At 69.8% G+C, this 26,248-nt stretch carries 22 protein-coding genes; 20 read left to right on the forward strand and 2 right to left on the reverse strand.

Annotation, left to right across the window (positions count from 1 at the left end; translation table 11 throughout):
• From murD to E0497_RS05830, 15 genes are all read left to right on the forward strand, one after another.
• Entirely contained in the window at positions 1-1,548 is a 1,548-nt protein-coding gene (gene murD / locus E0497_RS05760; RefSeq protein ID WP_137723809.1) for a UDP-N-acetylmuramoyl-L-alanine--D-glutamate ligase, read from the forward strand.
• Positions 1,545-3,014 (forward strand): putative lipid II flippase FtsW, encoded by a 1,470-nt coding sequence (ftsW, locus tag E0497_RS05765; RefSeq protein ID WP_137723810.1) that lies wholly within the window; start codon positions 1,545-1,547, stop codon positions 3,012-3,014. The genes murD and ftsW overlap by 4 nt, the downstream gene beginning before the upstream one ends.
• Positions 3,011-4,156 (forward strand): undecaprenyldiphospho-muramoylpentapeptide beta-N-acetylglucosaminyltransferase, encoded by a 1,146-nt coding sequence (gene murG, locus E0497_RS05770; protein ID WP_137723811.1) that lies wholly within the window; start codon positions 3,011-3,013, stop codon positions 4,154-4,156. Before ftsW ends, murG begins: the two co-directional genes overlap by 4 nt.
• The gene (gene murC / locus E0497_RS05775) at positions 4,153-5,652 is read left to right on the forward strand and encodes a UDP-N-acetylmuramate--L-alanine ligase (protein WP_137723812.1); all 1,500 of its coding nucleotides are present in this window, start codon (positions 4,153-4,155) and stop codon (positions 5,650-5,652) included. Before murG ends, murC begins: the two co-directional genes overlap by 4 nt.
• The gene (locus E0497_RS05780) at positions 5,649-6,485 is read left to right on the forward strand and encodes a cell division protein FtsQ/DivIB (protein WP_137723813.1); all 837 of its coding nucleotides are present in this window, start codon (positions 5,649-5,651) and stop codon (positions 6,483-6,485) included. Before murC ends, E0497_RS05780 begins: the two co-directional genes overlap by 4 nt.
• A gap of 236 nt (positions 6,486-6,721) precedes the next feature.
• Entirely contained in the window at positions 6,722-7,993 is a 1,272-nt protein-coding gene (ftsZ, locus tag E0497_RS05785; protein WP_137723814.1) for a cell division protein FtsZ, read from the forward strand.
• Between the two features lie 11 nt (positions 7,994-8,004).
• Positions 8,005-8,730, forward strand: coding sequence for a peptidoglycan editing factor PgeF (gene pgeF / locus E0497_RS05790; RefSeq protein WP_137723868.1), 726 nt, complete (start codon positions 8,005-8,007; stop codon positions 8,728-8,730).
• Between the two features lie 10 nt (positions 8,731-8,740).
• Positions 8,741-9,502 (forward strand): YggS family pyridoxal phosphate-dependent enzyme, encoded by a 762-nt coding sequence (locus E0497_RS05795; protein ID WP_421958307.1) that lies wholly within the window; start codon positions 8,741-8,743, stop codon positions 9,500-9,502.
• Positions 9,503-9,605: 103 nt separating this feature from the next.
• Complete coding sequence (locus tag E0497_RS05800; protein WP_137723815.1) at positions 9,606-10,193, forward strand: cell division protein SepF; 588 nt, start codon at positions 9,606-9,608, stop codon at positions 10,191-10,193.
• 102 nt (positions 10,194-10,295) lie between these two features.
• Positions 10,296-10,598: a YggT family protein gene (locus E0497_RS05805; protein WP_137723816.1), complete on the forward strand. Its 303-nt coding sequence runs from the start codon at positions 10,296-10,298 to the stop codon at positions 10,596-10,598.
• Positions 10,599-10,712: 114 nt separating this feature from the next.
• The gene (locus E0497_RS05810) at positions 10,713-11,624 is read left to right on the forward strand and encodes a DivIVA domain-containing protein (protein WP_137723817.1); all 912 of its coding nucleotides are present in this window, start codon (positions 10,713-10,715) and stop codon (positions 11,622-11,624) included.
• Between the two features lie 40 nt (positions 11,625-11,664).
• Positions 11,665-11,862 carry a hypothetical protein gene (locus tag E0497_RS05815; protein WP_137723818.1) on the forward strand — a complete coding sequence of 66 codons (198 nt, stop codon included), beginning with the start codon at positions 11,665-11,667 and terminating at the stop codon, positions 11,860-11,862.
• Between the two features lie 227 nt (positions 11,863-12,089).
• Positions 12,090-15,275, forward strand: coding sequence for an isoleucine--tRNA ligase (ileS, locus tag E0497_RS05820; protein WP_137723819.1), 3,186 nt, complete (start codon positions 12,090-12,092; stop codon positions 15,273-15,275).
• A gap of 67 nt (positions 15,276-15,342) precedes the next feature.
• Entirely contained in the window at positions 15,343-16,683 is a 1,341-nt protein-coding gene (locus tag E0497_RS05825) for a DNA polymerase IV (RefSeq protein WP_170312881.1), read from the forward strand.
• A gap of 124 nt (positions 16,684-16,807) precedes the next feature.
• Positions 16,808-17,293 carry a WKL family lipoprotein gene (locus tag E0497_RS05830; RefSeq protein ID WP_137723820.1) on the forward strand — a complete coding sequence of 162 codons (486 nt, stop codon included), beginning with the start codon at positions 16,808-16,810 and terminating at the stop codon, positions 17,291-17,293.
• Between the two features lie 67 nt (positions 17,294-17,360).
• Here the strand turns inward: E0497_RS05830 and E0497_RS05835 are convergent, their stop codons facing one another.
• Positions 17,361-18,314: a hypothetical protein gene (locus tag E0497_RS05835; RefSeq protein ID WP_137723821.1), complete on the reverse strand. Its 954-nt coding sequence runs from the start codon at positions 18,312-18,314 to the stop codon at positions 17,361-17,363.
• A gap of 65 nt (positions 18,315-18,379) precedes the next feature.
• Between E0497_RS05835 and lspA the strand changes: the two genes are divergently transcribed.
• The 3 genes from lspA to E0497_RS05850 are packed head-to-tail and all read left to right on the forward strand — an operon-like array spanning position 18,380 to position 20,585.
• Positions 18,380-18,994 (forward strand): signal peptidase II, encoded by a 615-nt coding sequence (gene lspA, locus E0497_RS05840; protein WP_137723822.1) that lies wholly within the window; start codon positions 18,380-18,382, stop codon positions 18,992-18,994.
• Positions 18,991-19,917, forward strand: a complete 927-nt coding sequence (locus E0497_RS05845) for an RluA family pseudouridine synthase (RefSeq protein WP_137723823.1) — start codon at positions 18,991-18,993, stop codon at positions 19,915-19,917. The genes lspA and E0497_RS05845 overlap by 4 nt, the downstream gene beginning before the upstream one ends.
• Entirely contained in the window at positions 19,914-20,585 is a 672-nt protein-coding gene (locus tag E0497_RS05850) for a hypothetical protein (RefSeq protein ID WP_137723824.1), read from the forward strand. Before E0497_RS05845 ends, E0497_RS05850 begins: the two co-directional genes overlap by 4 nt.
• A gap of 4 nt (positions 20,586-20,589) precedes the next feature.
• Here the strand turns inward: E0497_RS05850 and E0497_RS05855 are convergent, their stop codons facing one another.
• Entirely contained in the window at positions 20,590-21,630 is a 1,041-nt protein-coding gene (locus E0497_RS05855; protein WP_137723825.1) for an alpha/beta hydrolase, read from the reverse strand.
• Positions 21,631-21,689: 59 nt separating this feature from the next.
• Between E0497_RS05855 and rarD the strand changes: the two genes are divergently transcribed.
• Positions 21,690-22,637, forward strand: coding sequence for an EamA family transporter RarD (gene rarD / locus E0497_RS05860; RefSeq protein ID WP_137723826.1), 948 nt, complete (start codon positions 21,690-21,692; stop codon positions 22,635-22,637).
• A 70-nt stretch (positions 22,638-22,707) separates the two neighbouring features.
• Positions 22,708-26,244: a DNA polymerase III subunit alpha gene (gene dnaE / locus E0497_RS05865; RefSeq protein ID WP_137723827.1), complete on the forward strand. Its 3,537-nt coding sequence runs from the start codon at positions 22,708-22,710 to the stop codon at positions 26,242-26,244.
• Positions 26,245-26,248: the final 4 nt, after the last annotated feature.

Here is a 26,248-nt window from a genome sequence, read left to right on the forward strand (position 1 = left end):
ATGCAGCTCGACGAGCGTTACCTCGAGCGGGAAGGTCTGGCCGGTCTGCGCGGCCGTGACGTGCTGGTGGCCGGGGCGGGCATCTCGGGCCGTGCGGTGATCGCACCGCTGCACGGTCTGGGGGCGCGGGTGACGGTCACCGACACCAACGCCGACGCGCTCGCCGTGTGTGCGGCACTGGGCGCCGCCACCGCACCGATCGGCGACGTGGTCGCGGACCCGGTGCGGGTGGCGGGGTTCGCGCTCGTCGTCGTCAGTCCCGGTTTCCGCCCGGACGCGCCGCTGGTCACCCTCGCCGCCGACGCCGGGGTCCCGGTGTGGGGGGACATCGAGTTCTCGTGGCGGGTGGACCGGGCCCGGCTGTACGGTCCGCCGCGCCGATGGCTCGTCGTGACCGGCACCAACGGCAAGACCACGACGACGTCGATGCTGCAGTCGATCCTCGAGACGGCCGGTGTCGGGTCGGCGGCGTGCGGGAACATCGGCCTGCCGGTGCTCGACGCGCTGCGTGCCGAGTCGCCGCGCGCGGACGTGCTCGCCGTCGAACTGTCGTCGTTCCAGCTGTACTGGGCGCCGTCGGTGCGCCCGGCCGCGGGGGTGGTCCTCAACATCGCCGAGGATCATCTCGACTGGCACGGCGGCATGCCCGGCTACGTCGACGCGAAGGCGCACGCACTCGACGGGGACGTCGCGGTCGTCGGCCTCGACGATCCGGTCGCGGCGTCGCTCGCGGACCGTCCCCGCGGCGGTCGCACGATCGGTTTCCGGCTGGGCGAGCCGGCCGTCGGGGAACTCGGTGTCGTCGACGGGATGCTCGTCGACCGCGCGTTCACCGACGACGCGGCCGCGGCGCCGCTGCTCGCCGCCGACGAGGTCAGCCCGCCCGGACCGGCCGGAGTGTGCGATGCGCTCGCCGCGGCCGCGCTGGCCCGCACCGTCGGACTGTCGGCGGAGATCGTCGGGGCCGGGCTGCGGGCGCACCGGGTGGGTCCGCACCGCGCGCAGTTGGTGTGCGAGACGGCCGGGGTGCGGTTCGTCGACGATTCGAAGGCCACCAACCCGCACGCGGCACGGTCGTCGATCGTCGCGCAGGAGTCGGTGGTGTGGCTCGCCGGCGGTCTGCTCAAGGGCGCCCGCGTCGACGACCTCGTCGCGGAGGTCGCGTCCCGGCTCGCCGGGGCCGTCCTGATCGGCCGGGACGCGGACCTGATCGCGGACGCATTGGCGCGACACGCCCCCGACGTCCCGGTCGTGCACGTCTCCTCGGGAGACGATGCAGCCATGGGTGCGCATGCTCCGGAGCCGACGCGATCGGATACTCGGCTCGACCTGGCCGACGCCGCCGCCGACGCCGATGCGGTGATGGCGGAAGCGGTGCGGGCGGCGGCCGCGCTGGCCGCGCCCGGCGACACGGTGCTGCTGGCGCCGGCGGCGGCGTCGCTGGACATGTTCGACTCGTACGGCCATCGGGGCCGCAGTTTCACGGAGGCCGCGCGCGGACTGGGCGCGGAGCAGATCACGACCGGGGAGTTCGGATCCCGCCGATGACACCGGAGAAGACCGACGTCCGCCCGCGTACCCGGGTGGGTGCGTGGCTGGCGCGGCCGTTGACGTCGTTCCATCTGGTCGTCACGATCGCGTTCCTGCTGACCGTGCTCGGCCTGGTCATGGTGTTGTCGTCGTCGAGTGTCGAGTCGGTGGCGGCGGACGGGTCCGCGTACGGCAAGTTCGTCTCTCAGCTGATCTTCGCGACGCTCGGTTTCGTGATCTTCTACCTGGCACTGCTCGTCCCGGTGCGGGTACTGCGCACGTGGTCGCTGTGGGCGTTCGCGGGCACCGTCGTGATGCTGGTGCTGGTGCTCATTCCCGGTATCGGCACGCTGTCGCAGGGCACCCGCGGCTGGTTCGTCATCGGCCCGATCTCGTTGCAGCCGTCGGAACTGGCGAAGATCGCGTTCGCGGTGTGGGGTGCACACCTGCTCGCGACCCGGCGCCGGGACCGGCCGTCGCTCAAGGAGATGCTGATCCCGCTGCTGCCGGCGGCGATGATCGTGTTCGTGCTGATCGTGCTGCAGCCGGATCTCGGGACGACGGTGTCGCTCGCGATCATCGTGCTGGCGCTGTTGTGGTTCGCGGGCCTGCCGTTGAAGATCTTCGTCGGTGTGCTCGGGGCGGGCGCGGTGGCCGCGGTGACGCTGGCGTTGACCGCCGGCTACCGGTCGGCGCGCGTCCAGGCGTTCTTCGATCCGGCAGCGGACCCGCAGGGCATCGGCTACCAGGCTCGGCAGGCCAAGTACGCACTCGCCGACGGCAGTTTCTTCGGCGAGGGACTCGGGCAGAGCCGCGCCAAGTGGAGCTATCTGCCCAACGCGCACAACGACTTCATCTTCGCGATCATCGGCGAGGAACTCGGGTTCCTCGGTGCGGGCGCGGTGATCGGGTTGTTCGGCCTGTTCGTGTACACGGGTCTGCGGATCGCCCGCCGGTCGTCGGACCCGTTCCTGCAACTGCTCGCCGGGACCGCGACGGCGTGGATCACCGGTCAGGCGTTCATCAACATCGGTTACGTCGTCGGGGTGCTCCCGGTGACGGGCCTGCAGTTGCCGCTGGTGTCCGCCGGTGGCACGTCGACGGCGACGACCCTGCTGATGTTCGGTCTGGTCGCGAACGCGGCCCGGCACGAACCGGAGGCGGTCGCGGCCCTGCACAGCGGCCAGAACGGTCGGATGTCGCGGCTGCTGCGGTTGCCGAAACCGGTGCCGTACGTGCCGCCGCGGCTCGTGTCGACCCGGCCGCGCGTCCGACCCGAGCAGCGCGTCCAGCCTCGGGGGCATGCCCAGGCGCAGCGGCGCACACAGATTCAGCACCGTCCACCGGCGCAGCACGGCCGGCCGGTACAGCGGGGACACCAGGAATCCCGGGACCGCGGGGGACGACGGGTCCCGGATTCGGAACGCGGGCGGGCGACCCCACCACGGGGCGGCCGCCCTGGAGAGCGAGGAATGCGTAGGTGAACGGCGACAACCGCGAGAAGGCGGGACTGTCCGTGGTGGTGGCCGGCGGTGGGACCGCCGGCCACATAGAGCCGGCGTTGGCCGTCGCGGACGCGATTCGTGTCCTCGACCCGTCGGCGACGGTGACCGCGCTGGGCACCGAGCGGGGTCTCGAGACGACGCTGGTACCCGAACGCGGGTATCCCCTGGAACTGATTCCGCCGGTGCCGCTGCCGCGGAAGCCCACGATGGATCTGCTGCGGCTGCCCGGACGGATCCGGCGATCCGTCGCCGCGACGCGGGCCGTCCTGGACCGGACGGACGCGGACGTGATCGTCGGGTTCGGTGGCTATGTGGCGCTGCCGGCGTATCTGGCGGCGGGGTCCGGTCTGTTCGGGCGGCGACGGAAGATTCCGGTGATCGTGCACGAGGCGAACGCGAGTGCCGGTATCGCCAACAAGATCGGTGCCCGACGGGCGCGCCGGGTGCTGGCCGCGGTGGCCGGTTCCGGTGTCGCGGCACGGGGCCGCGGCGACGCGGAGGTCGTGGGCATCCCGGTCCGGTCGTCGATCACCGGGCTGGATCGGGCGGCGCTGCGCGCCGAGGCCCGTGCGCATTTCGGTCTGCCCGCCGACGGTCCGGTGCTGCTGGTGTTCGGTGGCTCGCAGGGCGCCCGATCCCTCAACGACGCGGTCGTCGGGGCGGCGCCGGCGCTCGCGGCGGCCGGGATCTCGGTGCTGCACGCGTACGGCCCGAAGAACTCGGTGGAGGTCGCATCGGATGCGGCCGCCCCGTACGTGGCGGTGCCGTACCTGTCGCGGATGGATCTGGCGTATTCGGCGGCGGACGCGGTGATCTGCCGCTCCGGTGCGATGACGGTCGCGGAGGTGTCCGCGGTCGGCCTGCCCGCGTTCTACGTGCCGTTGCCGCACGGAAACGGCGAGCAGGAACTCAATGCGCGGCCCGTCGTGGCCGCCGGCGGCGGTGCGCTCGTCGCGGACGCCGATCTGACCCCGCAGTACATCGCCGACAGTGTCGTCCAGATCCTCGGTGACCGGACCCGACTCGACGAGATGGGCCGGGCCGCGGCCGGGGCCGGACACCGTAGTGCGGCCGCCGCGGTCGCCCGGATCGTCGTCGACGAAGCGAGAGGAAACCGATGAGCGAGTCGTTGCCCGCGCACCTCGAACGGGTGCACATGGTCGGTATCGGCGGTGCCGGCATGTCCGGGATCGCACGGATCCTGCTGGCCCGCGGCGGACAGGTGTCCGGGTCGGACGCCAAGGAGAGCCGCGGGGTGCTCGCACTGCGAGCGCGCGGCGCCGTCGTCCGGATCGGGCACGACGCGAGCGCACTCGACCTGGTGCCGGGCGGCCCGACCGCGGTCGTCACGACGCACGCGGCGATCCCGAAGGACAACCCGGAACTGGTGGAGGCCCGCCGCCGCGGCATCCCGGTGATCCTGCGTCCGGCGGTGCTGGCGTCGCTCATGCAGGGGCATCGGACGCTGCTGGTGTCGGGTACGCACGGGAAGACGTCGACGACGTCGATGCTGGTGGTGGCGTTGCAGCACTGCGGTTTCGATCCGTCGTTCGCGGTCGGTGGCGAACTCAACGAGGCCGGCACCAACGCACATCACGGTTCGGGTGAGGTGTTCGTCGCGGAGGCCGACGAGAGTGACGGCTCGCTGCTGCAGTACGACCCGGACATCGTGGTGGTCACCAACATCGAGGCCGATCATCTCGACTTCTTCGGCACCGCCGAGGCGTACGTCCAGGTGTTCGACGACTTCGTCGCCCGGATCGCCCCGGGCGGTCTGCTGGTCGCCTGCCTCGACGATCCGGGGTCGGCCGCGCTGGCCCGCCGCACCGTCGACTCCGGCCGCACCGATGTCCGGGTGATCGGGTACGGGACGTCGGAGGCGGCCGCGGCGGCGTCGTTGTCGGGGGTCCCGGTCGGTGTGGAACTGGTGTCGTGGGAGGCGCGGGACGTCGGGGGCGTGGCCCTCATCCGGCTCGCCGGTGAGGACGGGACCCGGTCGCTGCGGCTGGGTGTGCCGGGACGCCACATGGCGCTCAACGCGCTCGCGGCGCTGCTCGCGGCACTCGATTCGGGTGCCGGGATCGACGAACTGCTCGAGGGGCTGGCCGGGTTCGGTGGCGTGCACCGGCGGTTCCAGCTGACCGGCCGCGAACGCGGTGTGCGGGTGTTCGACGACTACGCCCACCATCCGACGGAGGTGCGGGCGGTGCTCGGGGCGGCCCGCGAACTGGTCGCCGGTGATCCGCGCGGCGGCCGTGTCGTCGTGGTGTTCCAGCCGCACCTGTATTCGCGGACGGAGACGTTCGCCCGCGAGTTCGGGGAGGCGTTGAGCCTGGCCGACGAGGTCGTGGTCCTCGACGTGTACGGCGCCCGGGAGGCGCCGATCCCGGGTGTCAGTGGCGCGCTGGTGGCGCAGGCGGTCACGCGACCGGTGCACTATCAGCCGGATCGCTCGCAGCTGCCGCGGCAGGTGGCGGGTCTCGCCGAGGCCGGCGACGTCGTGATCACGATGGGCGCCGGCGATGTGACGATGCTGGGCGGGCCGATCCTCGATGCGCTGCGGGCCCAGCCGGGGCACGGCCGCGAGGCGGCGGGATCGGCTCCGGGACCGCGATGACGGTCGACGGCCGTGACCGGTCCCGCCGACGGCGTCCGGACGCCCGGCGGGACCGGGGTGCCCGTGTCCGGACGCCGTCGCGGGAACGTGCCGAGCCGCCCGCCGGGCCGGACGGGCCGGGGGAGTCCGACGGTGCGGGCCGCGGTTCGGCCGCCCGGGCCCGGGCCCGGGCACTGCGCCGGAAGGTGGTCCTGATCGCGGGCGCGGCCGGAACGGTTCTCGTGGTTGCGGTCGGGGCACTGTGGTTCAGTCCGCTGATGTCGGTCCGGTCGGTCGTGTACTCCGGTGACGGCGTGGTGACCGAGGAGGAGGCGCTCGGGGTCCTCGCCGTCGCGGAGGGCACGCCGTTGCTGCGGGTCGATACCGCTGCGGCAGCGCAGCGGGTCGCGGGGATCCCGAGGGTCGCCGAGGCGCGGGTGCAGCGGGCGTACCCGTCGACGATCCGGCTCACGGTCGTCGAACGGGTGCCCGTGGTGTTCTTCGATTCCCCGGAGGGGCCGCATCTGCTGGACGCCGGCGGCGTCGACTACGCGGTGGAACCGCCGCCGTTCGGGGTGCCGCGACTCGTCACCCCTGCACCGGGTCACGACGATCACGCGACGCAGGCGGCGCTCGCGGTCCTGGCCGCATTGCCCGAGTCGATCCGGTTCCAGGTGTCCGAGGTCGTGGCACCGACGATGTCGAGTGTCTCGGTTACGCTGGGGGATGGCCGCGTCGTGGTGTGGGGCAGCGCCGACAATTCCGAGAGGAAGTCGGCGGTGGTCTCGGTACTGCTGACGCAGCCCGGCCGGACGTTCGATGTGTCGAGTCCCGAGTTGCCCACAGTAAAGTGACAGGCGATTCGATGACCGATGACGAATTCGGATCGGGAGCCTTCGGCTCCGCAACGAACTTGCTCCACAAAAACTTGGTGTGCATCGGCGCGCCTGCTGGCGGAACGCTGCGGTACTACATAGCGTTTCGCACCACGAGGAAATACTTGACATAACCTTGACCCTGTGGTTGAGGTCGAGGGTTACCTCTTTCATCCAGAACGAGCGCGAACATCACTCACGGAAGGCGAGAGCCCATGACGCCCCCGCACAACTACCTCGCCGTCATCAAGGTCGTCGGTATCGGCGGAGGCGGCGTCAACGCGGTCAACCGCATGATCGAACAGGGACTCAAGGGAGTCGAGTTCATCGCGGTCAACACCGATGCGCAGGCGCTGTTGATGTCCGATGCCGACGTCAAGCTCGACGTCGGCCGCGAACTGACCCGCGGCCTGGGTGCCGGCGCGGACCCCGAGGTGGGCCGCAAGGCCGCCGAGGATCACAAGGACGAGATCGAAGAGGTCCTCAAGGGCGCCGACATGGTCTTCGTCACCGCCGGTGAGGGCGGTGGCACCGGTACCGGTGGCGCCCCCGTCGTCGCGAGCATCGCCCGCAAGCTCGGTGCGCTCACGATCGGTGTCGTCACCCGCCCGTTCTCGTTCGAGGGCAAGCGCCGGGGCACGCAGGCCGAGTCGGGTATCGCGGCGCTGCGCGAGTCCTGCGACACGCTCATCGTGATCCCGAACGATCGGCTGCTGCAGCTCGGTGACGCCGCCGTCAGCCTCATGGATGCGTTCCGCAGCGCCGACGAGGTGCTCCTCAACGGTGTCCAGGGCATCACGGACCTCATCACCACCCCGGGTCTGATCAACGTCGACTTCGCGGACGTCAAGTCCGTCATGTCCGGCGCCGGCAGTGCGCTCATGGGCATCGGCTCGTCGCGGGGCGAGGGCCGGTCGATCAAGGCTGCCGAGACGGCGATCAACTCGCCGCTGCTCGAGGCGTCGATGGAGGGTGCGCGCGGCGTGCTGCTGTCGATCGCCGGCGGCTCGGATCTCGGCCTGTTCGAGATCAACGAGGCGGCGTCGCTGGTCCAGGAGGCCGCTCACATCGACGCCAACATCATCTTCGGCACCGTCATCGACGATTCGCTCGGGGACGAGGTGCGCGTGACGGTCATCGCCGCCGGATTCGACGGCGGAGCACCGGTCAAGCGTCCGCTCGAGGTGCAGTCCGCGATCGGTCGCGGCAACATCGGCGCGGGCCGTGCCGGTGAGGTCGGCCAGACCGAGCGCCCGGCGGCCCCGGTCTCCGAACCGGCCGTGGCCGCGGCGCCCGCACCGGCACCGGCACCGGCTCCTGCCCCCGCACCGGCGCCTGCGCCCGTTCCGGCGAGGGAGCCTGTCGGCACGCCGACCGGCGGTGCCAGCCTGCCGCCGCTGGGTGCGTACGGGTCGCGTGCGGTGCCGGTCGGGTACGAGGAGGGCGACGACGACGATGTCGACGTGCCTTCCTTCATGCGCCGGTGACCGGGGACACGGTGACGGCCGTGCGCGTCCGCCGGGTCGTCACGACCCGTGCGGGCGGCGTGTCCGCGCCGCCGTACGACTCGTTCAACCTGGGCGATCACGTCGGTGACGATCCGGCTGCCGTCGACGCCAACCGGCGTCGACTGGCGGACGGGATCGGACTGCCGTTCGAGCGGCTGGTGTGGATGGAACAGATCCACAGCCGCACCGTGACGGTGGTCGACGGTCCGGTCGACGGTCCGGTTCCGGCGACCGATGCGCTCGTGACGACGATTCCGGGGCTGGCACTGGTCACCCTCAGCGCGGACTGTGTGCCGGTGCTGCTGTCGGACGACGAGGCCGGGGTGATCGCGGCGGTGCACGCCGGACGGATCGGTGCCCGGATCGGTATCGTCCCGAAGGTGATCGCCGCGATGGTCGAGCAGGGTGCCCGCCCGGAACGGATCGGGGCGTTTCTCGGTCCGGCCGCGAGTGGGCGCCGGTACGAGGTGCCGGCCGCGATGCAGGCCGATGTCGAGACGTTCCTGCCGGGCAGTGCCGTCCGCACCGCGAAGGGCACTCCGGGTCTGGACCTGCGGGCCGGACTGCGCCGGCAGTTGCTGGCCGCCGGGGTGTCGGGTGTCGCGGAGGATCCGCGGTGCACCATCGAGGATCGGGCGCTGTTCAGCCATCGTCGGGGTGCCCCGACGGGCCGGCTGGCCGCGGTGATCTGGATGGATCCCGCCGGGGACGCGTGAGACGGTTCGAGTGACGTTCGACGAGCAGTCCCCGGTGGGCAGGTGCGACGAGGTCGCCGCCGCACTGGATGCGGTGCGCGCACGGATCGATGCGGCGTGCCGTGCGGCCGGGCGGGATCCGGCCGAGGTGGCCCTGCTGCCGGTGACGAAGTTCTTTCCCGCCTCCGACGTGCGGGTTCTCTACGATCTGGGATGCCGGGAGTTCGGGGAGTCCCGGGAACCGGAGGCGAGCACCAAGATCGCGCAGGTGCGGGCCGATCTCGACGGCAGAGCCGTCGTAGATCCGGTGCGCTGGCACATGATCGGCCGCTTGCAGCGGAACAAGGTCAAGACGGTGTCGCGGTGGGCGCACGTGGTGCATTCGCTCGACAGTGTCCGTCTGGCCGACGCCCTGGACGCCGCGGTCGGTGCGGCGCGGGATGCCGGTGATCGGGAGGGTTCTCTCGATGTCCTCCTGCAGGTGAGCCTGGATACCGATCCCGGGCGCGGCGGGGTGCCGGTCGGGGAGGTGGCGGCCCTGGCGGACCGCGTTGCGGCGTCGTCGAATCTCGTGCTGCGGGGTGTCATGGCGGTGCCGCCGCTCGGATCCGACCCGGATGCGGAGTTCGCGCGACTCGAGGCTCTGCACGCGGAGGTGCTCGCGGCGCATCCGTCGGCGACGACGGTGTCCGCCGGGATGACGGGGGATCTCGATGCGGCGATCCGGCACGGCTCGACGTGTGTGCGTGTCGGAACCGCCATCCTCGGCCGTCGACCGATAGTCTCGGAATGATCACCAGTCACACCGGAAACATCAGACACACCGGGACAGCTGCGGCAGATCGCAGTACCAGTCAGAATCACTACCAGTCCGCCGCGCCCAGGAAGGTCGATCAATGAGCAGCCTGCACAAGTTCAAGGCTTACTTCGGCATGGTTCCCCTCGAGGATTTCGAGGACGACTACATCGACGAGCCCGGTCAGGGTCGTCGTGAGTACGCGGAACCGGGGTACGCGCCTGCGCGTCGCGACGAGGTCGCCGCCGACTTCGACCGCTACGAGTCGCCGGCCCGGCCCGCCCCGCGGGTCGAGTCGATCGCGCCGCGTCCCGCTGCACCGCGCGGTGCGACCCGGGGTGCGCTCGCCGTGGACTCGCGGATGGACCGGCTCGAGAGCCGTCGCCCGGCCGTCGACGACGCCGGCCCGCTGTCGAAGATCACGACGCTGCGTCCCCGGGATTACGGTGAGGCCCGCACGATCGGCGAGCGTTTCCGTGACGGCAGCCCCGTGATCATGGATCTGGTCGAGATGAGCAACGCCGACGCCAAGCGTCTCGTGGACTTCGCGGCGGGCCTGGCGTTCGCGCTGCGTGGCTCATTCGACAAGGTTGCGACCAAGGTGTTCCTGCTCTCACCGGCCGACATCGACGTGTCCGCCGAGGAACGGCGTCGGATCGCCGAGACCGGCTACTACAACCAGAAGTAGTCGCCGGCGCCGATGTGCGCGTGACGCCCTGCGGGGTGTGACGCGCACCTCCAGGTGTCCGATGGTTTTGTCCGCCCGGTCGTCGTCAGGCAGAGTGAAGGTGTGGCCGTGTTCTCGGTGATCTACGTGATCCTGTTCATCTTCTGGTTGTTGCTCATCGGACGGATCATCGTCGAGTTCATTCGGGTCTTCGCGCGGGACTGGCGGCCGACGGGCGTGGTCGTGGTCGTGCTCGAGGCGATCTTCACGGTGACGGACCCTCCGGTGAAGCTGCTTCGCCGACTGATTCCGCCGGTTTCACTCGGCGGTGTGCGCCTCGATCTGTCGATCATGGTGCTGATGTTTCTGCTGTTCATCCTGATGCAGGTCGTGTCGGGACTCGCGTCACCTTCGGGTTTGGTGTGACAGAATGACCCGCAGTTACAGTGTGACAGGTAACGAAATGGTTAACGAGTACGCGCACAGCGCTAGAACCGAATGCGTGCTAGACCGCCAACTGATGCGTGAAGGGATCCTTCCATGCCGCTGACTCCAGCTGATGTGCACAATGTTGCGTTCAGCAAGCCGCCGATCGGGAAGCGTGGCTACAACGAGGACGAGGTAGACGCGTTCCTCGATCTCGTCGAGCAGGAGCTGTCCCGGCTCATCGAGGAGAACGCAGACCTTCGTCAGCGTGTCGGCGAGCTCGATCAGGAGCTGGCCGAGGCCAAGAAGGCGCCGCGTTCCGCCGCGGCGGTCGCCCCGGTCGCGGCTCCCGCACCCAAGCCGGTGGTCGCTGTCGCACCGCAGCCGGTGCCGGTGCCGGCGGCGGCGCCGCGTCCGTCCGAGGACGCCAACATGCAGGCCGCCAAGGTTCTCGGTCTCGCGCAGGAGATGGCGGATCGCCTCACCGGTGACGCCAAGGTCGAGGCGGAGCAGTTGCTCGGCGATGCCCGCACCAATTCCGAGCGTCTCGTGACCGAGGCCCGCACCAAGTCGGAGACGATGGTCGCCGACGCGAAGCAGAAGTCGGAGACCCTGGTCTCCGATGCGACTCGCAAGTCGACGACGATGGTTTCCGATGCGACCCGCAAGTCGGAGACGATGGTCGCGGAGGCCACCAAGAAGTCGGACACGCTGCTGTCCGATGCGCAGACCCGCTCGGAGACCCAGCTGCGTCAGGCCAAGGAGAAGGCCGATGCGCTGCAGGCGGATGCCGAGAAGAAGCACACCGAGATCATGGCGACGATCAACCAGCAGCGTTCCGTGCTCGAGGGCCGGATCGCGCAGTTGAAGACGTTCGAGCGTGAGTACCGGGTGCGGCTGAAGTCCTACCTGGAGTCGCAGCTCGAGGAGCTCGAGCAGCGCGGTTCGGCCGTGCCGGTCGACGGTGGCGACGACAACTTCGGGCAGTCGGGGTTCAACCAGTCGTTCGCCAAGGGGAACAACTGACCGAGCCGACACCGGCCGGCTCTCGGACAGAGGGTGAATCGTGCTGGTCCTGACGCTGGTCCTCGCGGCAGTGGGTTTCGCGCTGCTGGTGATCGCTCTGATGACGGGTTCCGTCGTCTGGGCGTGGGGATGTATCGCAGTATGTGTCGCGGGCGCCGTCCTTCTCCTCGCCAGTGCGCTGGCGGGGCGGAAGACGGCGCCCGACGGCGACTCCGGGGACTCGCCCGGGCCGGGCTAGACTCGAACGCACACACGGCAGTGATCCGGCCATCACCGGGGAGTCTTCGGAAGAACGGTGCGGCGCGCGTGCGTCGGACTCACTAGAACCGAACGGGTGGGCCCGTCACAGCCTGATCGAGAGGCTCGTCGCACGGTCGGCGGGCAAGCGGGGTGGTACCGCGGTGGAGGCGCACAGGGCGTCGTCGTCGTCCCCGTGCCGGAAGACGGGCACGAGGAGCTTGTGCGGTGACCAGTAACGAATCCACCCCTGACCGGACGGATACCGGGTATCCGCGCGTCGACCTCGTCGGCGCGCGCGCGACCGGTTCCGTCTCCTTCCCGGACCTCGAGCGCACGGTGCTCGCGGCGTGGGAAGCGGACGACACCTTCCGGGCGAGCGTCGCGAACCGTGACGGCGCCGACGAGTTCGTCTTCTACGACGGCCCCCCGTTCGCGAACGGACTGCCGCACTACGGCCACCTGCTCACCGGGTACGTCAAGGATGTCGTGCCGCGGTTCCAGACGATGCGCGGCAAGAAGGTCGAGCGTCGTTTCGGCTGGGACTGCCACGGCCTGCCCGCCGAACTCGAGGCGGAGAAGCAACTCGGTATCAAGGACAAGTCGCAGATCGACGCGATGGGCCTGGCGGAGTTCAACGCGTACTGCAAGCAGTCGGTCCTGCGGTACACCGACGAGTGGCGCGACTACGTGACCCGGCAGGCCCGCTGGGTCGACTTCGACAACGACTACAAGACCCTCGATCTGGACTTCATGGAGTCCGTGATGTGGGCGTTCAAGGAACTCCACGACAAGGGCCTGATCTATCAGGGCTTCCGGGTGCTGCCGTACTCCTGGTACGAGCAGACACCGCTGTCGAACCAGGAGACCCGACTCGACGACGCCTACAAGATGCGTCAGGACCCGGCGGTCACGGTCGACATGGTCTTCTCCGGAAACGATCATGCCCTCGACGGTGCCAACGCCCTGATCTGGACCACCACGCCGTGGACGCTGCCGTCGAACCTGGCGATCGCGGTGCATCCGGACGTCGACTACGTGCTGGTCGCCGGCGAGGACGGCAAGCGGTACCTGCTCGCCGCGGCCCGCGTCGGGCACTACGCCCGTGAGCTGGGGGAATCGCCGGAGGTCCTCGGCGAGTACACGGGCGCCGACCTCGTCGGCCTGACGTACACGCCGCCGTTCGACTTCTTCCACGGCCCCGGCAAGGGCCACGAGAACGCGCACCGGGTGCTGTCGGCCGACTACGTCACCACCGACTCCGGCACCGGAATCGTCCATATCGCACCGGCTTTCGGTGAGGAGGACATGGACGTCGCGACCGCGAACGGTATCGAGATCGTGCAGCCGCTCGATGCGGGCGGTAAGTTCACGTCGATGGTCCCGCCGTACGAGGGCCTGCAAGTTTTCGATGCGAACCCGGTCATCATCAAGGACCTCAAGGCCGCCGGAAAGCTGTTGCGGCACGAGACGATCGAGCACTCGTACCCGCACTCGTGGCGGTCCGGTCAGCCGCTGATCTACATGGCGGTGCCGTCGTGGTTCGTCGCGGTCACCAAGTTCCGGGACCGCATGGTGGAGCTCAACCAGGAGATCACCTGGGTGCCCGAGCACATCAAGGACGGCCAGTTCGGCAAGTGGCTCGAGGGTGCCCGGGACTGGAACATCAGCCGGAACCGCTACTGGGGCAGCCCGATCCCGGTGTGGGTGTCCGACGATCCGTCGTACCCGCGGGTCGACGTGTACGGCTCCCTGGACCAGCTCGAGGCCGATTTCGGGGTGCGCCCGACCGATCTGCACCGGCCGGTGATCGACGAGCTGACCCGGCCCAACCCGGACGATCCGACGGGCCGCTCGACGATGCGTCGTGTCCCGGAGGTCCTGGACTGCTGGTTCGAGTCCGGGTCGATGCCGTACGCGCAGGTGCACTTCCCGTTCGAGAACCAGGACTGGTTCGAGTCGCACAACCCGGGCGATTTCATCGTCGAGTACAACGGGCAGACCCGCGGCTGGTTCTACACGCTGCACGTGCTGGCGACCGCGCTGTTCGACCGTCCCGCGTTCAAGACGGTGGCGGCGCACGGCATCGTCCTCGGTGACGACGGCCTGAAGATGAGCAAGTCGAAGGGCAACTACCCGGACGTCAAGGAGGTGTTCGACCGCGACGGCTCGGACGCCATGCGGTGGTTCCTGATGTCGTCGCCGATCCTGCGGGGCGGCAACCTCGTCGTCACCGAGCAGGGCATCCGCGAGGGTGTCCGGCAGGCGCTGCTGCCGCTGTGGAACGCGTGGAGCTTCCTGCAGTTGTACGCGTCGAAGCCGGGGACGTGGCGCACCGATTCGGAGCACGTGCTCGACAAGTACGTGCTCGCGAAGCTCGCCGCGACGCGGGACGCGATCACCGAGGCGCTCGAGGTCAACGACATCGCCGGCGCCTGCGACGAACTGCGCACCTTCTGCGACGCGCTCACCAACTGGTACGTGCGCCGGTCGCGCAGCCGGTTCTGGGACGAGGACCAGGATGCGATCGACACCCTGCACACGGTGCTCGAGGTGGTCACCCGGCTGGCGGCGCCGCTGCTGCCGATGGCGTCCGAGGTGATCTGGCGGGGCCTGACCGGTGGGCGTTCGGTGCATCTCACCGATTGGCCGGCCTCTCGGGAACTGCCGGCCGACGTCGATCTGGTGGCCGCGATGGACGAGGTCCGCAACGTGTGTTCGACGGTTCTGGGTCTGCGCAAGGCGCAGAACCTGCGGGTGCGGCTGCCGCTGCCCGCGGTCACGGTCGCCGCACCGGACGCCGAGAAGATGCGCCCCTACCTGGGGTTGATCGCCGACGAGGTCAACGTCAAGAACGTCGAGGTCACCGACGACGTCGACGCGCACGGCCGTTTCGAGTTGGTCGTCAACGCGCGTGCTGCAGGTCCGCGTCTCGGTAAGAACGTGCAGACGGTCATCAAGGCCGTCAAGGCCGGCGACTGGTCGGACGAAGACGGCGTCATCACTGTGTGGCCGGGTCGCTCCGCAGGCTCCGCTCCTGATGCCGGGATCGAACTGCTCGAATCCGAGTACACGCAGCGTCTGGTCGCCGCGGAGCCGGAGTCGACGGCGGCTCTGCCCGGCGGTGCCGGTCTGGTGGTCCTCGACTCGCAGGTCACCGAGGAACTCGAGGCCGAGGGCTGGGCGAAGGACCGGGTCCGTGAACTGCAGGACGCGCGCCGGGGCGCCGGCCTCGAGGTTTCGGACCGGATCTCGGTGGTCCTGCAGGTGCCGGCGGAGCGGATGGACTGGGCGGCCCGGCACCGGGAGCTGATCGCGGGGGAGATCCTGGCCACGACCCTCGAGTTGGGGGACGCGGGCGCGGATGCCGTGGATCTCGGTGAGGGTGTGCGGGTCACGATCGCCAAGGTGTGAATCGGGTAGCACCACGTGGGGCGGGCGGCAGGACGATCCTGTCGCCCGCCCGGCGTATTTTTCTCCCATGACCGCCGTCGATCCCACGCGCAGCCGCCGGTGGGTGCTGCACCTGGACATGGACGCGTTCTTCGCGTCCGTCGAGCAGCTGACCCGGCCGACGCTGCGGGGGCGGCCGGTCCTCGTCGGGGGTCTCGGCGGGCGCGGGGTGGTGGCGGGCGCCAGTTACGAGGCGCGGGTGTTCGGGGCACGGTCGGCGATGCCGATGCATCAGGCGCGGCGGCTGGTGGGTCCGTCGGTGGTGGTGTTGCCGCCCCGCGGCGGCCTGTACGGGCACCTGAGCACGCTGGTGTTCGACACGCTGCGCACGAGAGTGCCGGTGCTGGAACAACTGTCGATGGACGAGGCGTTCGCGGAGCCGGTCGAGCTGGCGGGGGCGGGACGAGCCGAGGTGGAACACTATTGCGCGGGACTGCGGGCGCTGGTGCTGGACGCGACGGGGTTGGTGGCGTCGATCGGGGCGGGCGCCGGGAAGCAGGTGGCGAAGATTGCGTCGGGGCTCGCGAAGCCGGACGGGGTCACCGTCGTCTCCCCGGATGTGCAGCAGCAGTTGATGAGCGGTCTTCCGGTGCGGAAGCTGTGGGGTGTGGGTCCGGTCGCGGAGGCCAAGCTCGAGCGGCTCGGGATCGGCACGATCGGGGCGCTCGCGGCACTGCCGGAGGTCGAGGTGGTGGCGGTGCTGGGGGCGACGGTCGGGCCGGGCCTGCAGCGGATGGCGCGGGGGATCGACGAGCGTCCGGTGGCCGAGCGTGCCGATGCGAAGCAGGTGAGCGCGGAGACGACGTATCCGGAGGACATCGTCACGATGGCGGCATTGCGGCGTGCGGTCGACACGAGTGCGGCGTCGGCGTTCCGGCGGCTCGAGCGGGACGGCCGGTCGGCGCGGACCGTCGTGCTGAAGCTCCGCAGGTCCGACATGAGCATCGTCACGCGGTCGCTGACGCTGCCGTACGCGACGACGGATCTGCGGACGCTCACCGCGACCGCGCAGCGGCAGGCGATCGATCCGCTCGAGCTCGGCCCGATCCGGCTGGTGGGGGTGGGGTTCGGTGGCCTGTCGGCAGCCAGTCAGGGATCACTGTTCCCCGACCTCGACCGGACGCTGCCGGACGTGGACGAGACCGCAGCGCACGAGGTTTCGCCCGTCGAGGCGGCGACGGGACCGCGGTGGCGTCCGGGTCTGGACGTCGCGCACCCGGAGTTCGGGCACGGCTGGGTGCAGGGTGCCGGGCACGGGGTGGTGACGGTGCGGTTCGAGACCCGCAGTACCGGTCCGGGGCAGGCGCGCACGTTCGCCGACGACGACGCAGACCTGGTCGTCGCCGATCCGATCGGCAGCTCGAGCTGACCTCGATCGTGTCGCCGGTACTCTTGCTGTGAGCGTGGGTCACGGCTGGGGAGGTGACTGATCCCGGCGGCGGCCCCGACGATGTCGATCGAGTACGAAGACCGAGAAAGTAAAGGACAAGCACTTGAAGCTTCGGAAGATGACCATCGCCGGTGTGGCGATCGCGGCGGCCCTGACGATGACGGCCTGCTCGAGCGAAGGCGGCGACGGACCTACCCGCACCCCGGTCACCCAGACCACCACCGCGGCCACCCCGGAGACCCCGGCGCCGACGGCCGACGAACTGAACGCCGCGATCACCCAGGCCCTCGATCCGTCCGTCCCGGTCGATCAGAAGGTGCAGCTGGTGCAGGGCGCGGAGAAGGATCCGGGTCTGGTCGAGCAGGTCGCGCAGGCCGCGAAGGACGCCGGCGCCACCATCGTGGTCAAGGACGTGACCCCGACCGGCGCCGACACCGTCACCGCCGGTGTCGATCTGACGATCAACGGTCAGGTCAACCCCGCGACCGTCGACTTCGTCTCGGAGAACGGTGTCTGGAAGATGTCGCAGGCGTACGCCTGCCAGCTCGTCGCGATGGCGCAGCTGACGTCGCCGGCCTGCCCCGCGTAGGCAGCCGAGACCACCGGTGCCGGTGTCGCCTTTGACAGGGCGGCACCGGCATCGGCCGTTTCAGGACTCAGCTGGTCCAGCGCACCTGTTCGTGGGTGGTCTGCCGCAGGTGCATCGCATCATCGGGGTCGCTGTAGAGCTGGCTGCCCTCGACGGTGACGGAGGCGTCGACGGGCAGCGGCGAGTGCAGGTCGAGGACGACGGTCCCCGACCCTGTCAGCGCGTACGCGTCGACGTTGAGGGTGCCGGCCCCGTTGGGCAGTTCGAACACCGGCGACTGCGGGGTCTGTTCCACCCGGACGTCGACGGTGAGCCGGTCGCCGTCGCGGGCGACGAGGGTGGCCGTCGTCGTCTGGTTCAGGGCGACAGCGCTCATCACCGGCTGCTGGATCCGCCACACCGCGCCCACCCCGATCGGTTGCGCGGGGAACGCGACGGCCCGGTAGACGGCCTGGAAGAACGCCTGCTCGATCAGTGCGCGGGCCTTGTTCTCGGCGTCGGGGTCCGGGCGCAGCCGCAGCGCGGTGATCGCCCCGGACGTGTCGACGGTGAACCCGGCGTGCGAGCCGGTCGCGGGTGCGAGGAGCGCGGTGGTCTCGTCGTCGGTCGTGGTGAGGATGCCGAGGGTGAGGTCGATCGTCGTCGCCGGGACCGCGTCGGACGCGGCCTGTGTGACCAGCGCGGTGACCGGCATCGTCAGTTCGGGGTTGGAGAAGTCCTGCGGCGTCTGCTCGTCGATCTGCTGGGCGACGGTCGCGGTGGTCACCAGGTTCGCCTGCTGCCGGGTGCCCTGCGCGGGACGGAACTGCACGACCGCGCGTGGTGAGGTGCCGGGCTCGACGAGTTCGGTGGTCGCGGCGGTCACGGGCACGGTCACCTCGTCGGATGCGGCGCCGACGGCGTCGGGGCTGACGGGGGTGGAGTCACCACCGCCGCTGCAGCCGGCGACGAGCACCGAGAGGGACAGTGTCGCCGCGACGAGGGCGGGTCCGGACGAGCGAAGTTTCGACTGCAGTGGCACGCCACCAGGTTAGTCGGCGCGGGTGGGATGACCGGTCTGTCTCCCGGGTAGGGGATGATGGCGGGGTGAGTGACGACCGTGACGAGCGCGAGGACCGTGCCCCGATTCCCGATCCCGTAGTACCCGACCCCGCCGGCCTTACTGCACCCGGACCCGACGATCCCGGACGATCGGTGACGGCCCGCCGGATGACGACGCTGCTGGTCGGGATCGCAGTGGTGGTGTTCGCGCTGGATCTGGTGACGAAGATCGCGGCGGTCGCGTTCATCGATCCGCGCAACCCGATCGAGGTGATCGGTGACACGGTCACGTTGACGCTCATCCGCAACCCCGGGGCCGCGTTCTCGATGGCCACCGGGATGACGTGGCTGCTGACGTTCGTGGCGGTCGGTGTGGTGATCGGTGTCGTCCGGATCGGCCGCACTCTCAGTTCCCGCTGGTGGGCGTTGGGGCTGGGGCTCGTGCTCGGTGGCGCACTCGGTAACCTGGTGGACCGGATCTTCCGTTCGCCCGGACCGCTGCAGGGCCACGTCGTGGACTTCGTCTCCGTGGGCTGGTGGCCGGTGTTCAACGTCGCCGACTCGGCGATCGTGTGCGGCGCGATCCTGTTGGTGGCACTGACGCTGTTCGGTATCGAACCGGGCGGCGGATCGACTTCTCGGAATGGGGATGCGGCATGAGGGAAATGCGTTCGATGCCGGTTCCTGACGGACTCGACGCCATGCGCGTCGACGCCGGTCTGGCACGTCTGCTCGGGCTCTCGCGTACCGCGGTGGCCACACTCACCGAGGAGGGGGCCGTGCTCGTCGACGGCGCCCCGGTCGGCAAGTCGGATCGTCTCACGGCGGGCACGTGGCTGGAGGTGGAGCTGCCCGAGCCGCCGCGGCCGCTGACGATCACCCCGGAACCGGTCGAGGGCATGGAGATCCTGTACGCCGACGACGATGTCGTCGCGGTCGACAAGCCGGTCGGGGTCGCGGCGCACGCGAGTGTCGGCTGGACCGGTCCCACGGTCATCGGCGGTCTCGCGGCGGCGGGTTTCCGGATCTCGACGTCCGGTGCGCACGAGCGGCAGGGCATCGTGCACCGCCTCGACGTCGGCACGTCCGGTGTGATGGTGGTCGCGACGTCGGAGCGGGCGTACACCGCCCTCAAACGGGCGTTCAAGCAGCGCACCATCGACAAGCGGTATCACGCACTGGTGCAGGGGCATCCGGATCCGAGCAGCGGCACGATCGACGCGCCGATCGGCCGGCACCGCAGCAACGACTGGAAGTTCACGGTCACCCGCGACGGCAAGCCGAGCGTCACGCACTACGACACGGTGGAGGCGTTCCAGGCGGCGAGCCTGCTCGACATCCACCTCGAGACGGGACGCACGCATCAGATCCGCGTGCATTTCTCGGCGCTGCGGCACCCGTGCTGCGGTGACCTCACGTACGGCGCCGATCCGCGGCTCGCGGAACGGCTCGGACTGGAACGGCAGTGGCTGCACGCGCGGTCGCTGGGCTTCGCGCATCCTGCCGACGGGCACTGGGTGGAGATCACCAGCGAGTACCCGCAGGATCTGCAGCACGCACTCGGGGTCCTGCGGGAATCATGAGCTCGGACCCGGTCCGGTCGGGTGCTGCCGCCGCGGTCGTCGCGGGCGCTCTGGTCGCCGTCGTAGTCGCCCTGGGTGCCGCGAATCCCGTTCCGGCGGCGCGGATCTCGACGGACCGGCTCGGTCCGGACTCGGGCGAGCCGGTCCCGGAGTACGTCGACCGGGCGCGGGCGAGCCTCACGGACACGAGCGACGACGCGGCAGAGCGCTGGGCGTTGGTGTCCCTGGGTGCACCCGTCACCGCCGACGGCCTGCTCGCGGTGGTCGGTGGTGTCCGGGTCTCCCAGGTGTTGTTGCAGGTTCCGCTCGACCGGGTGCAGACCCCGCTCGCGGCGATCCCGGTGGGCGCAGATCCGGAGGCGGTGCGCCGGGCGCCCGCGGTGGCGTCCGCGCGGCTGACGGCGTCGATCCCCGGAAGCGACCGGGCATCCGCGGTCGCGGCGTATACGGCGGCGCAGCTGTCCGCCGGCTGCGCGTGCGTCGTCGGCGCGACGGTCCGCGCGACCCCCGAACGGCTCCTCGAGATGGCGGACGCCGACGGGGTGCGGGCGGTGGAGGCGCTGCCCGCCGACGCGGTCGCCGGCGCGTTCGCGGTGACCCCGCTGCTGCCGTCGCAGACGGTCGCGGCGGTGCCGGGTCCGGACGACGGCCCGGTGCCCGGCACCTGAGCCGTCAGCTGTCGGTGGTGTGCTTGCGCAGGAACTCGATCGTCCGGTCGAGGGCGGTGCGGCCGTCGGCGGTGTCGAGGTCGAACTGGTATTCGTGGGCGAGCGGCGGCTCGTGGTCGTCGGGGAAGAACAGGGTGGTCACGTCCACCCCGAGCCCGGTCAGTCTCGCGGCCAGGGCTTTGGACTGTTTCGGAGTGAGCGGGTCGGCGTTCCCGCCGGAGATGTAGGCGGGCGGGAAGTCCGCGGTGACGTGGCGCAGCGTCGACATCTGCGCGACCGCGGGGGAGTCGTCGACGTCCTTGCTGCCGGTGTACGCCCAGACGGACTGTTCGGTGCCCCAGCCGATGACGCCGGGACCGCCGACCATGTTCGGCACGTCGTAGATGCCGCAGTTCAGGACCACCCCGCGCAGCTGCTCGGGCCGCAGCGCCGACACGATCCCGATCTCGCGGGCGTAGTCGTCGCTGGTGGCGACGGCCGCGAGCTGACTCGACAGCTGCGCGCCCGCCGAGTCGCCGGCGAGCACGATCCGGTCCGGGTCGACGTGCAGGCGTGCGGCATTCGCGAGGACGTAGGCGTGGGCGTCCCGCAACTGCGCGACCGCGGTCGGATACCGGTGCTCGGGACCCACCGAGTAGTCGACGGAGACCACGGTGAATCCGGCGTCGGCGAGCAACTCGTAGTAGGTGGCGTAGTTGGTGCGGTGCCCGGAGATCCAGGCGCCGCCGTGCGTCCAGATCACGGTGGGCAGCGCGTCGGCGGTCCCGGACAGCTCCGCCGGGAAGTACACGTCGAGGTAGGCGTCGTCGTCGCCGTCGCGGTACTGCACACCGGTGATCGCGTCGACGCCGGACGGGGCGTGCGCGGTGAGCGCGTCGGTCGTCTGTCGTGCACTGCGGTCGAACACGGCCCGCACCAGCAGCGCACCGGGCCGTGGGTCGGTGACGAACGCGACCGCGGCCCCGGCGCCGAGGACCAGCAGGGTCCCGGCGGTCCACGCGAGCCGGCGCGGCCACCGCCGGTGGTGGTTCGTGGTGGTCGTCACTCGTCTCTCCTGCCGGCTGCGGTGCGTGCGGAGTCACAGTAGCCCGAGGTCTAGCGTCGATGGATGTGATGCAGCGCTCCCGTTCCGAGGAATCCGTCGGCCTGGCTTCCGGACTCGGAGCCAATGTGCTGTGGGGCGCGTTCCCGATCTTCTTCGGACTGTTGGCGCCGGCCGGTGCGCTCGAGATTCTCGCGCACCGGATGGTGTGGACGGTGGTCGTGATGCTGATCCTGCTCGCGGTCCTGGGCCGGCTCGCGACGTTGCGCGGCCTGGGCCGGCGCACGTGGCTGTTGGTGACCGCCGGGACCGTCGCGGTCGGCATCAACTGGGGTGTCTACGTGTATGCCGTCGTGTCCGGGCACGTGGTGGAGGCGGCGCTCGGATATTTCATCAATCCGCTGGTGAGTGTGCTGTTCGGTGTCGTGTTCTTCCGGGAGCGGCTGCGGCGGGCGCAGATCGTGGCGCTGGCCGTCGCCGCGATCGCGGTGGTGATCATCACCGTCGACTACGGGCAGCCGCCGGTCGTGGCGTTGACGTTGGCGGTGTCGTTCTCGGCGTACGCGGTGGTGAAGAAGGTGGTGCCGCTCGACCCGCGGACCAGCCTGACGGCGGAGGGTGTCGTCGCGGCGCCGTTCGCGGTCGGCTACCTCGTGGTGCTCGCGGCGGGCGGAACCGGAACCTTCTTCGGCCACGGCGCCGGGCACAGCCTGCTGCTCCTGGCCGCCGGACCGGTCACCGCGGTTCCGCTGCTGCTGTTCGGGGCGGCCGCGCAGCGCATTCCGCTGACGACGCTCGGCATCCTGCAGTACCTGACACCGGCCCTGCAGATGGTGTGGGGGGTGGCCGTGATGCACGAGGTGATGCCGCCGTCCCGCTGGGCCGGGTTCGCGCTGATCTGGGTGGCGCTCGTCGTCTTCACGACCGACGCGCTGGTGCGGGCACGCCGGTCGCGGGCCGCGCGCGCCGCGCAGTCCGGGGTGGCCGAACCGGTCGGCGCGACGGCCTAGACTCGAACCCGCCGACCCCGGGGCCGGACGCATTCGCCGGCACTCCCCGCCGATACCCAGAGAGGCACGCGTGGCTGACTCGTTCGTTCACCTGCACAATCACACCGAGTACTCGATGCTCGACGGTGCGGCAAAGGTCGGCCCGCTGTTCGCGGAGGCCGAACGTCTCGGGATGACCGCGGTCGGCATGACCGACCACGGCAACATGTACGGCGCCAGCGAGTTCTACAACGCCGCCAAGAAGCACGGCATCAAACCGATCATCGGTATCGAGGCGTACATCGCGCCGGAGTCCCGGTTCAACACCAAACGTGTCCTGTGGGGCGATCCGGGCCAGAAATCCGACGACGTGTCCGGCTCCGGCGCGTACACGCACATGACGATGGTCGCCGAGAACGCGACCGGGCTGCGGAACCTGTTCAAGCTGTCGTCGCTCGCGTCGATCGAGGGGCAGCTCGGCAAGTGGCCGCGCATGGACGAGGACCTGATCGCGACGCACGCCGAGGGCATCATCGCCACCACCGGCTGCCCGTCGGGGGAGATCCAGACCCGGCTGCGGCTCGGCCACGACCGCGAGGCGCTCGAGGCGGCCGCGAAGTGGCAGGAGATCTGGGGCAAGGACAACTTCTTCCTCGAACTGATGGATCACGGCCTGTCCATCGAACGCCGGGTCCGGGAGGGGCTGCTCGAGATCGGCCGCAAGCTCGACATCCGTCCGATCGCCACCAACGACTGCCACTACGTGACGAAGGATGCCGCCGAGAACCACGAGGCGCTGCTGTGCATCCAGACCGGTAAGACACTGTCGGATCCGACGCGGTTCAAGTTCGACGGTGACGGCTACTACCTGAAGTCGGCCGACGAGATGCGGGCACTGTGGGACGCGGAGGTCCCCGGCGCGTGTGACAACACGATGCTCATCGGCGAGCGGGTGCAGTCGTACGACGAGGTGTGGCAGCACCGCGACCGGATGCCGATCTTCCCGGTGCCCGACGGTCACACGCAGCAGAGCTACCTGCGGCACGAGGTGCTGCGCGGCCTGGACCGCCGGTTCCCGTCCGGGCCGCCGCAGGACTACCTCGAACGCGCCGACTACGAGATCGGCGTCATCAACGAGATGGGCTTCCCCGCCTATTTCCTCGTCGTCGGCGACCTCATCAACCATGCCCGCGACGTCGGGATCCGGGTCGGCCCGGGTCGTGGGTCGGCGGCCGGGTCGCTCGTCGCGTACGCGATGGGCATCACCAACATCGACCCGATCCCGCACGGTCTGCTGTTCGAGCGGTTCCTCAACCCCGAGCGCGTGTCGATGCCCGATATCGACATCGACTTCGACGATCGTCGCCGCGGTGAGATGGTGCGCTACGCGTCGGAGAAGTGGGGCACCGACAAGGTCGCCCAGGTCATCACCTTCGGCACCATCAAGACGAAGGCCGCGATCAAGGACTCGGCCCGCGTCCAGTTCGGTCAGCCCGGGTTCGCGATCGCCGACCAGATCACCAAGGCGCTGCCGCCGCCGATCATGGCGAAGGACATCTCGGTGTCCGGCATCACCGACCCCGAGCACGAGCGCTACAAGGAGGCCGCCGAGGTCCGGGCGCTCATCGACTCCAACCCGGACGTCGCGAAGATCTACCAGACCGCGAAGGGCCTCGAAGGCCTGATCCGCAACGCCGGCGTGCACGCGTGCGCGGTCATCATGTCGTGCGAGCCGCTCACCGACGCCATCCCGGTGTGGCGGCGCGCGCAGGACGGCGCGATCATCACCGGCTGGGACTACCCGTCGTGTGAGGCCATCGGCCTGCTCAAGATGGACTTCCTCGGTCTGCGCAACCTCACCGTCATCGGTGACGCGATCGAGAACATCAAGGCCAACCGTGGCATCGACATCGACCTGGACACGCTGCCGCTCGAGGATCCGGCCACGTACGAGCTGCTGGCCCGCGGTGACACGCTCGGCGTGTTCCAGCTCGACGGCAGCGCGATGCGGGATCTGCTGCGCCGCATGCAGCCCACCGGCTTCGAGGACATCGTCGCCGTCCTGGCGCTGTACCGCCCGGGTCCGATGGGCATGAACGCGCACAACGACTACGCCGACCGCAAGAACGGGCGGCAGGACGTCAAGCCGATCCACCCGGAACTCGAGGAGCCGCTGAAGGACATCCTCGAGGACACCTTCGGTCTGATCGTCTACCAGGAGCAGATCATGCAGATCGCTCAGAAGGTGGCCGGCTACTCGCTGGGACAGGCAGACATTCTGCGTCGAGCGATGGGTAAGAAGAAGCTGTCGGTACTGGAGGAGGCGTACGCCGGCTTCCGCGAGGGCATGCTGAACAACGACTTCTCCGAGCCCGCGATCAAGGCACTGTGGGACACGATCCTGCCGTTCGCCGGTTACGCGTTCAACAAGTCGCACGCCGCCGGCTACGGTCTGGTGTCGTTCTGGACGGCGTATCTCAAGGCGAACTATCCGGCCGAGTACATGGCCGGTCTGCTCACCTCCGTCGGCGACGACAAGGACAAGGCCGCGATCTACCTGTCGGACTGCCGGAAGATGGGCATCACGGTGCTGCCGCCGGACGTCAACGCGTCCCGCGTGGACTTCGCGTCGGTCGGCGAGGACATCCGGTTCGGTCTCGGCGCGGTCCGCAACGTCGGCGCCAACGTGGTGGGCTCGATCATCACGGCCCGCGAGGAGAAGGGGGCGTTCGCCGACTTCTCCGACTATCTCAACAAGATCGACGCGCTGGCGTGCTCGAAGAAGGTCACCGAATCCCTGATCAAGGCAGGCGGATTCGACTCCCTGAACCATCCCCGCAAGGGTCTGCTGCTGGTGCACGCCGACGCGATCGACGCGGTGATGGGCACCAAGAAGGCCGAGGCGATGGGCCAGTTCGACCTGTTCGGCGGGGACGACGCCGACGAGTCGATCACCTCGGTGTTCGACGTCAAGGTGCCAGGCGAGGAGTGGGACACCAAACACAAGCTCGCCCTCGAACGGGAGATGCTGGGCCTGTACGTGTCCGGGCACCCGCTCACCGGCGTCGAGCACGTGCTGGCCGCGCAGTCGGACACGTCGATCCCGACGATCCTCGAGGGCGACATCAAGGACGGCACACAGGTCACGGTCGGCGGCATCCTCGCGTCGGTGAACCGACGGATCAACAAGAACGGTCTGACGTGGGCGTCGGCGCAGCTCGAGGATCTGTCCGGCGGTATCGAGGTGCTGTTCTTCCCGCAGTCCTACTCGGTGTACGGCATGGACGTCGTCGAGGACGCGGTGGTGCTCGTCAAGGCCCGCGTGTCGGTCCGCGACGACCGGGTGTCGCTGATCGCGAACGATCTCGCGGTGCCGGACCTGTCGGCGATCGGGGTCGCCAAACCGGTCGCGGTGAGCCTGCCGGTGCGGCAGTGCACCCAGGAGAAGCTCGGCGCGCTCCGGCAGGTGCTGTCCCGGCATCCCGGGACCGCGGACGTGCACGTCAAGCTCATCGGATCCCGCGGCACATCGCTGTGGAAGGTCGACGACATGCTGCGGGTGGAGCCGTCGTCGTCGCTGATGGGTGACCTCAAGGCCCTGCTCGGGCCGAGCTGCCTGGCGGGATAGACGA

It is taken from the genome of Prescottella subtropica, from assembly GCF_005434945.1.
Classification (GTDB): Bacteria; Actinomycetota; Actinomycetes; order Mycobacteriales; family Mycobacteriaceae; genus Prescottella; species Prescottella subtropica.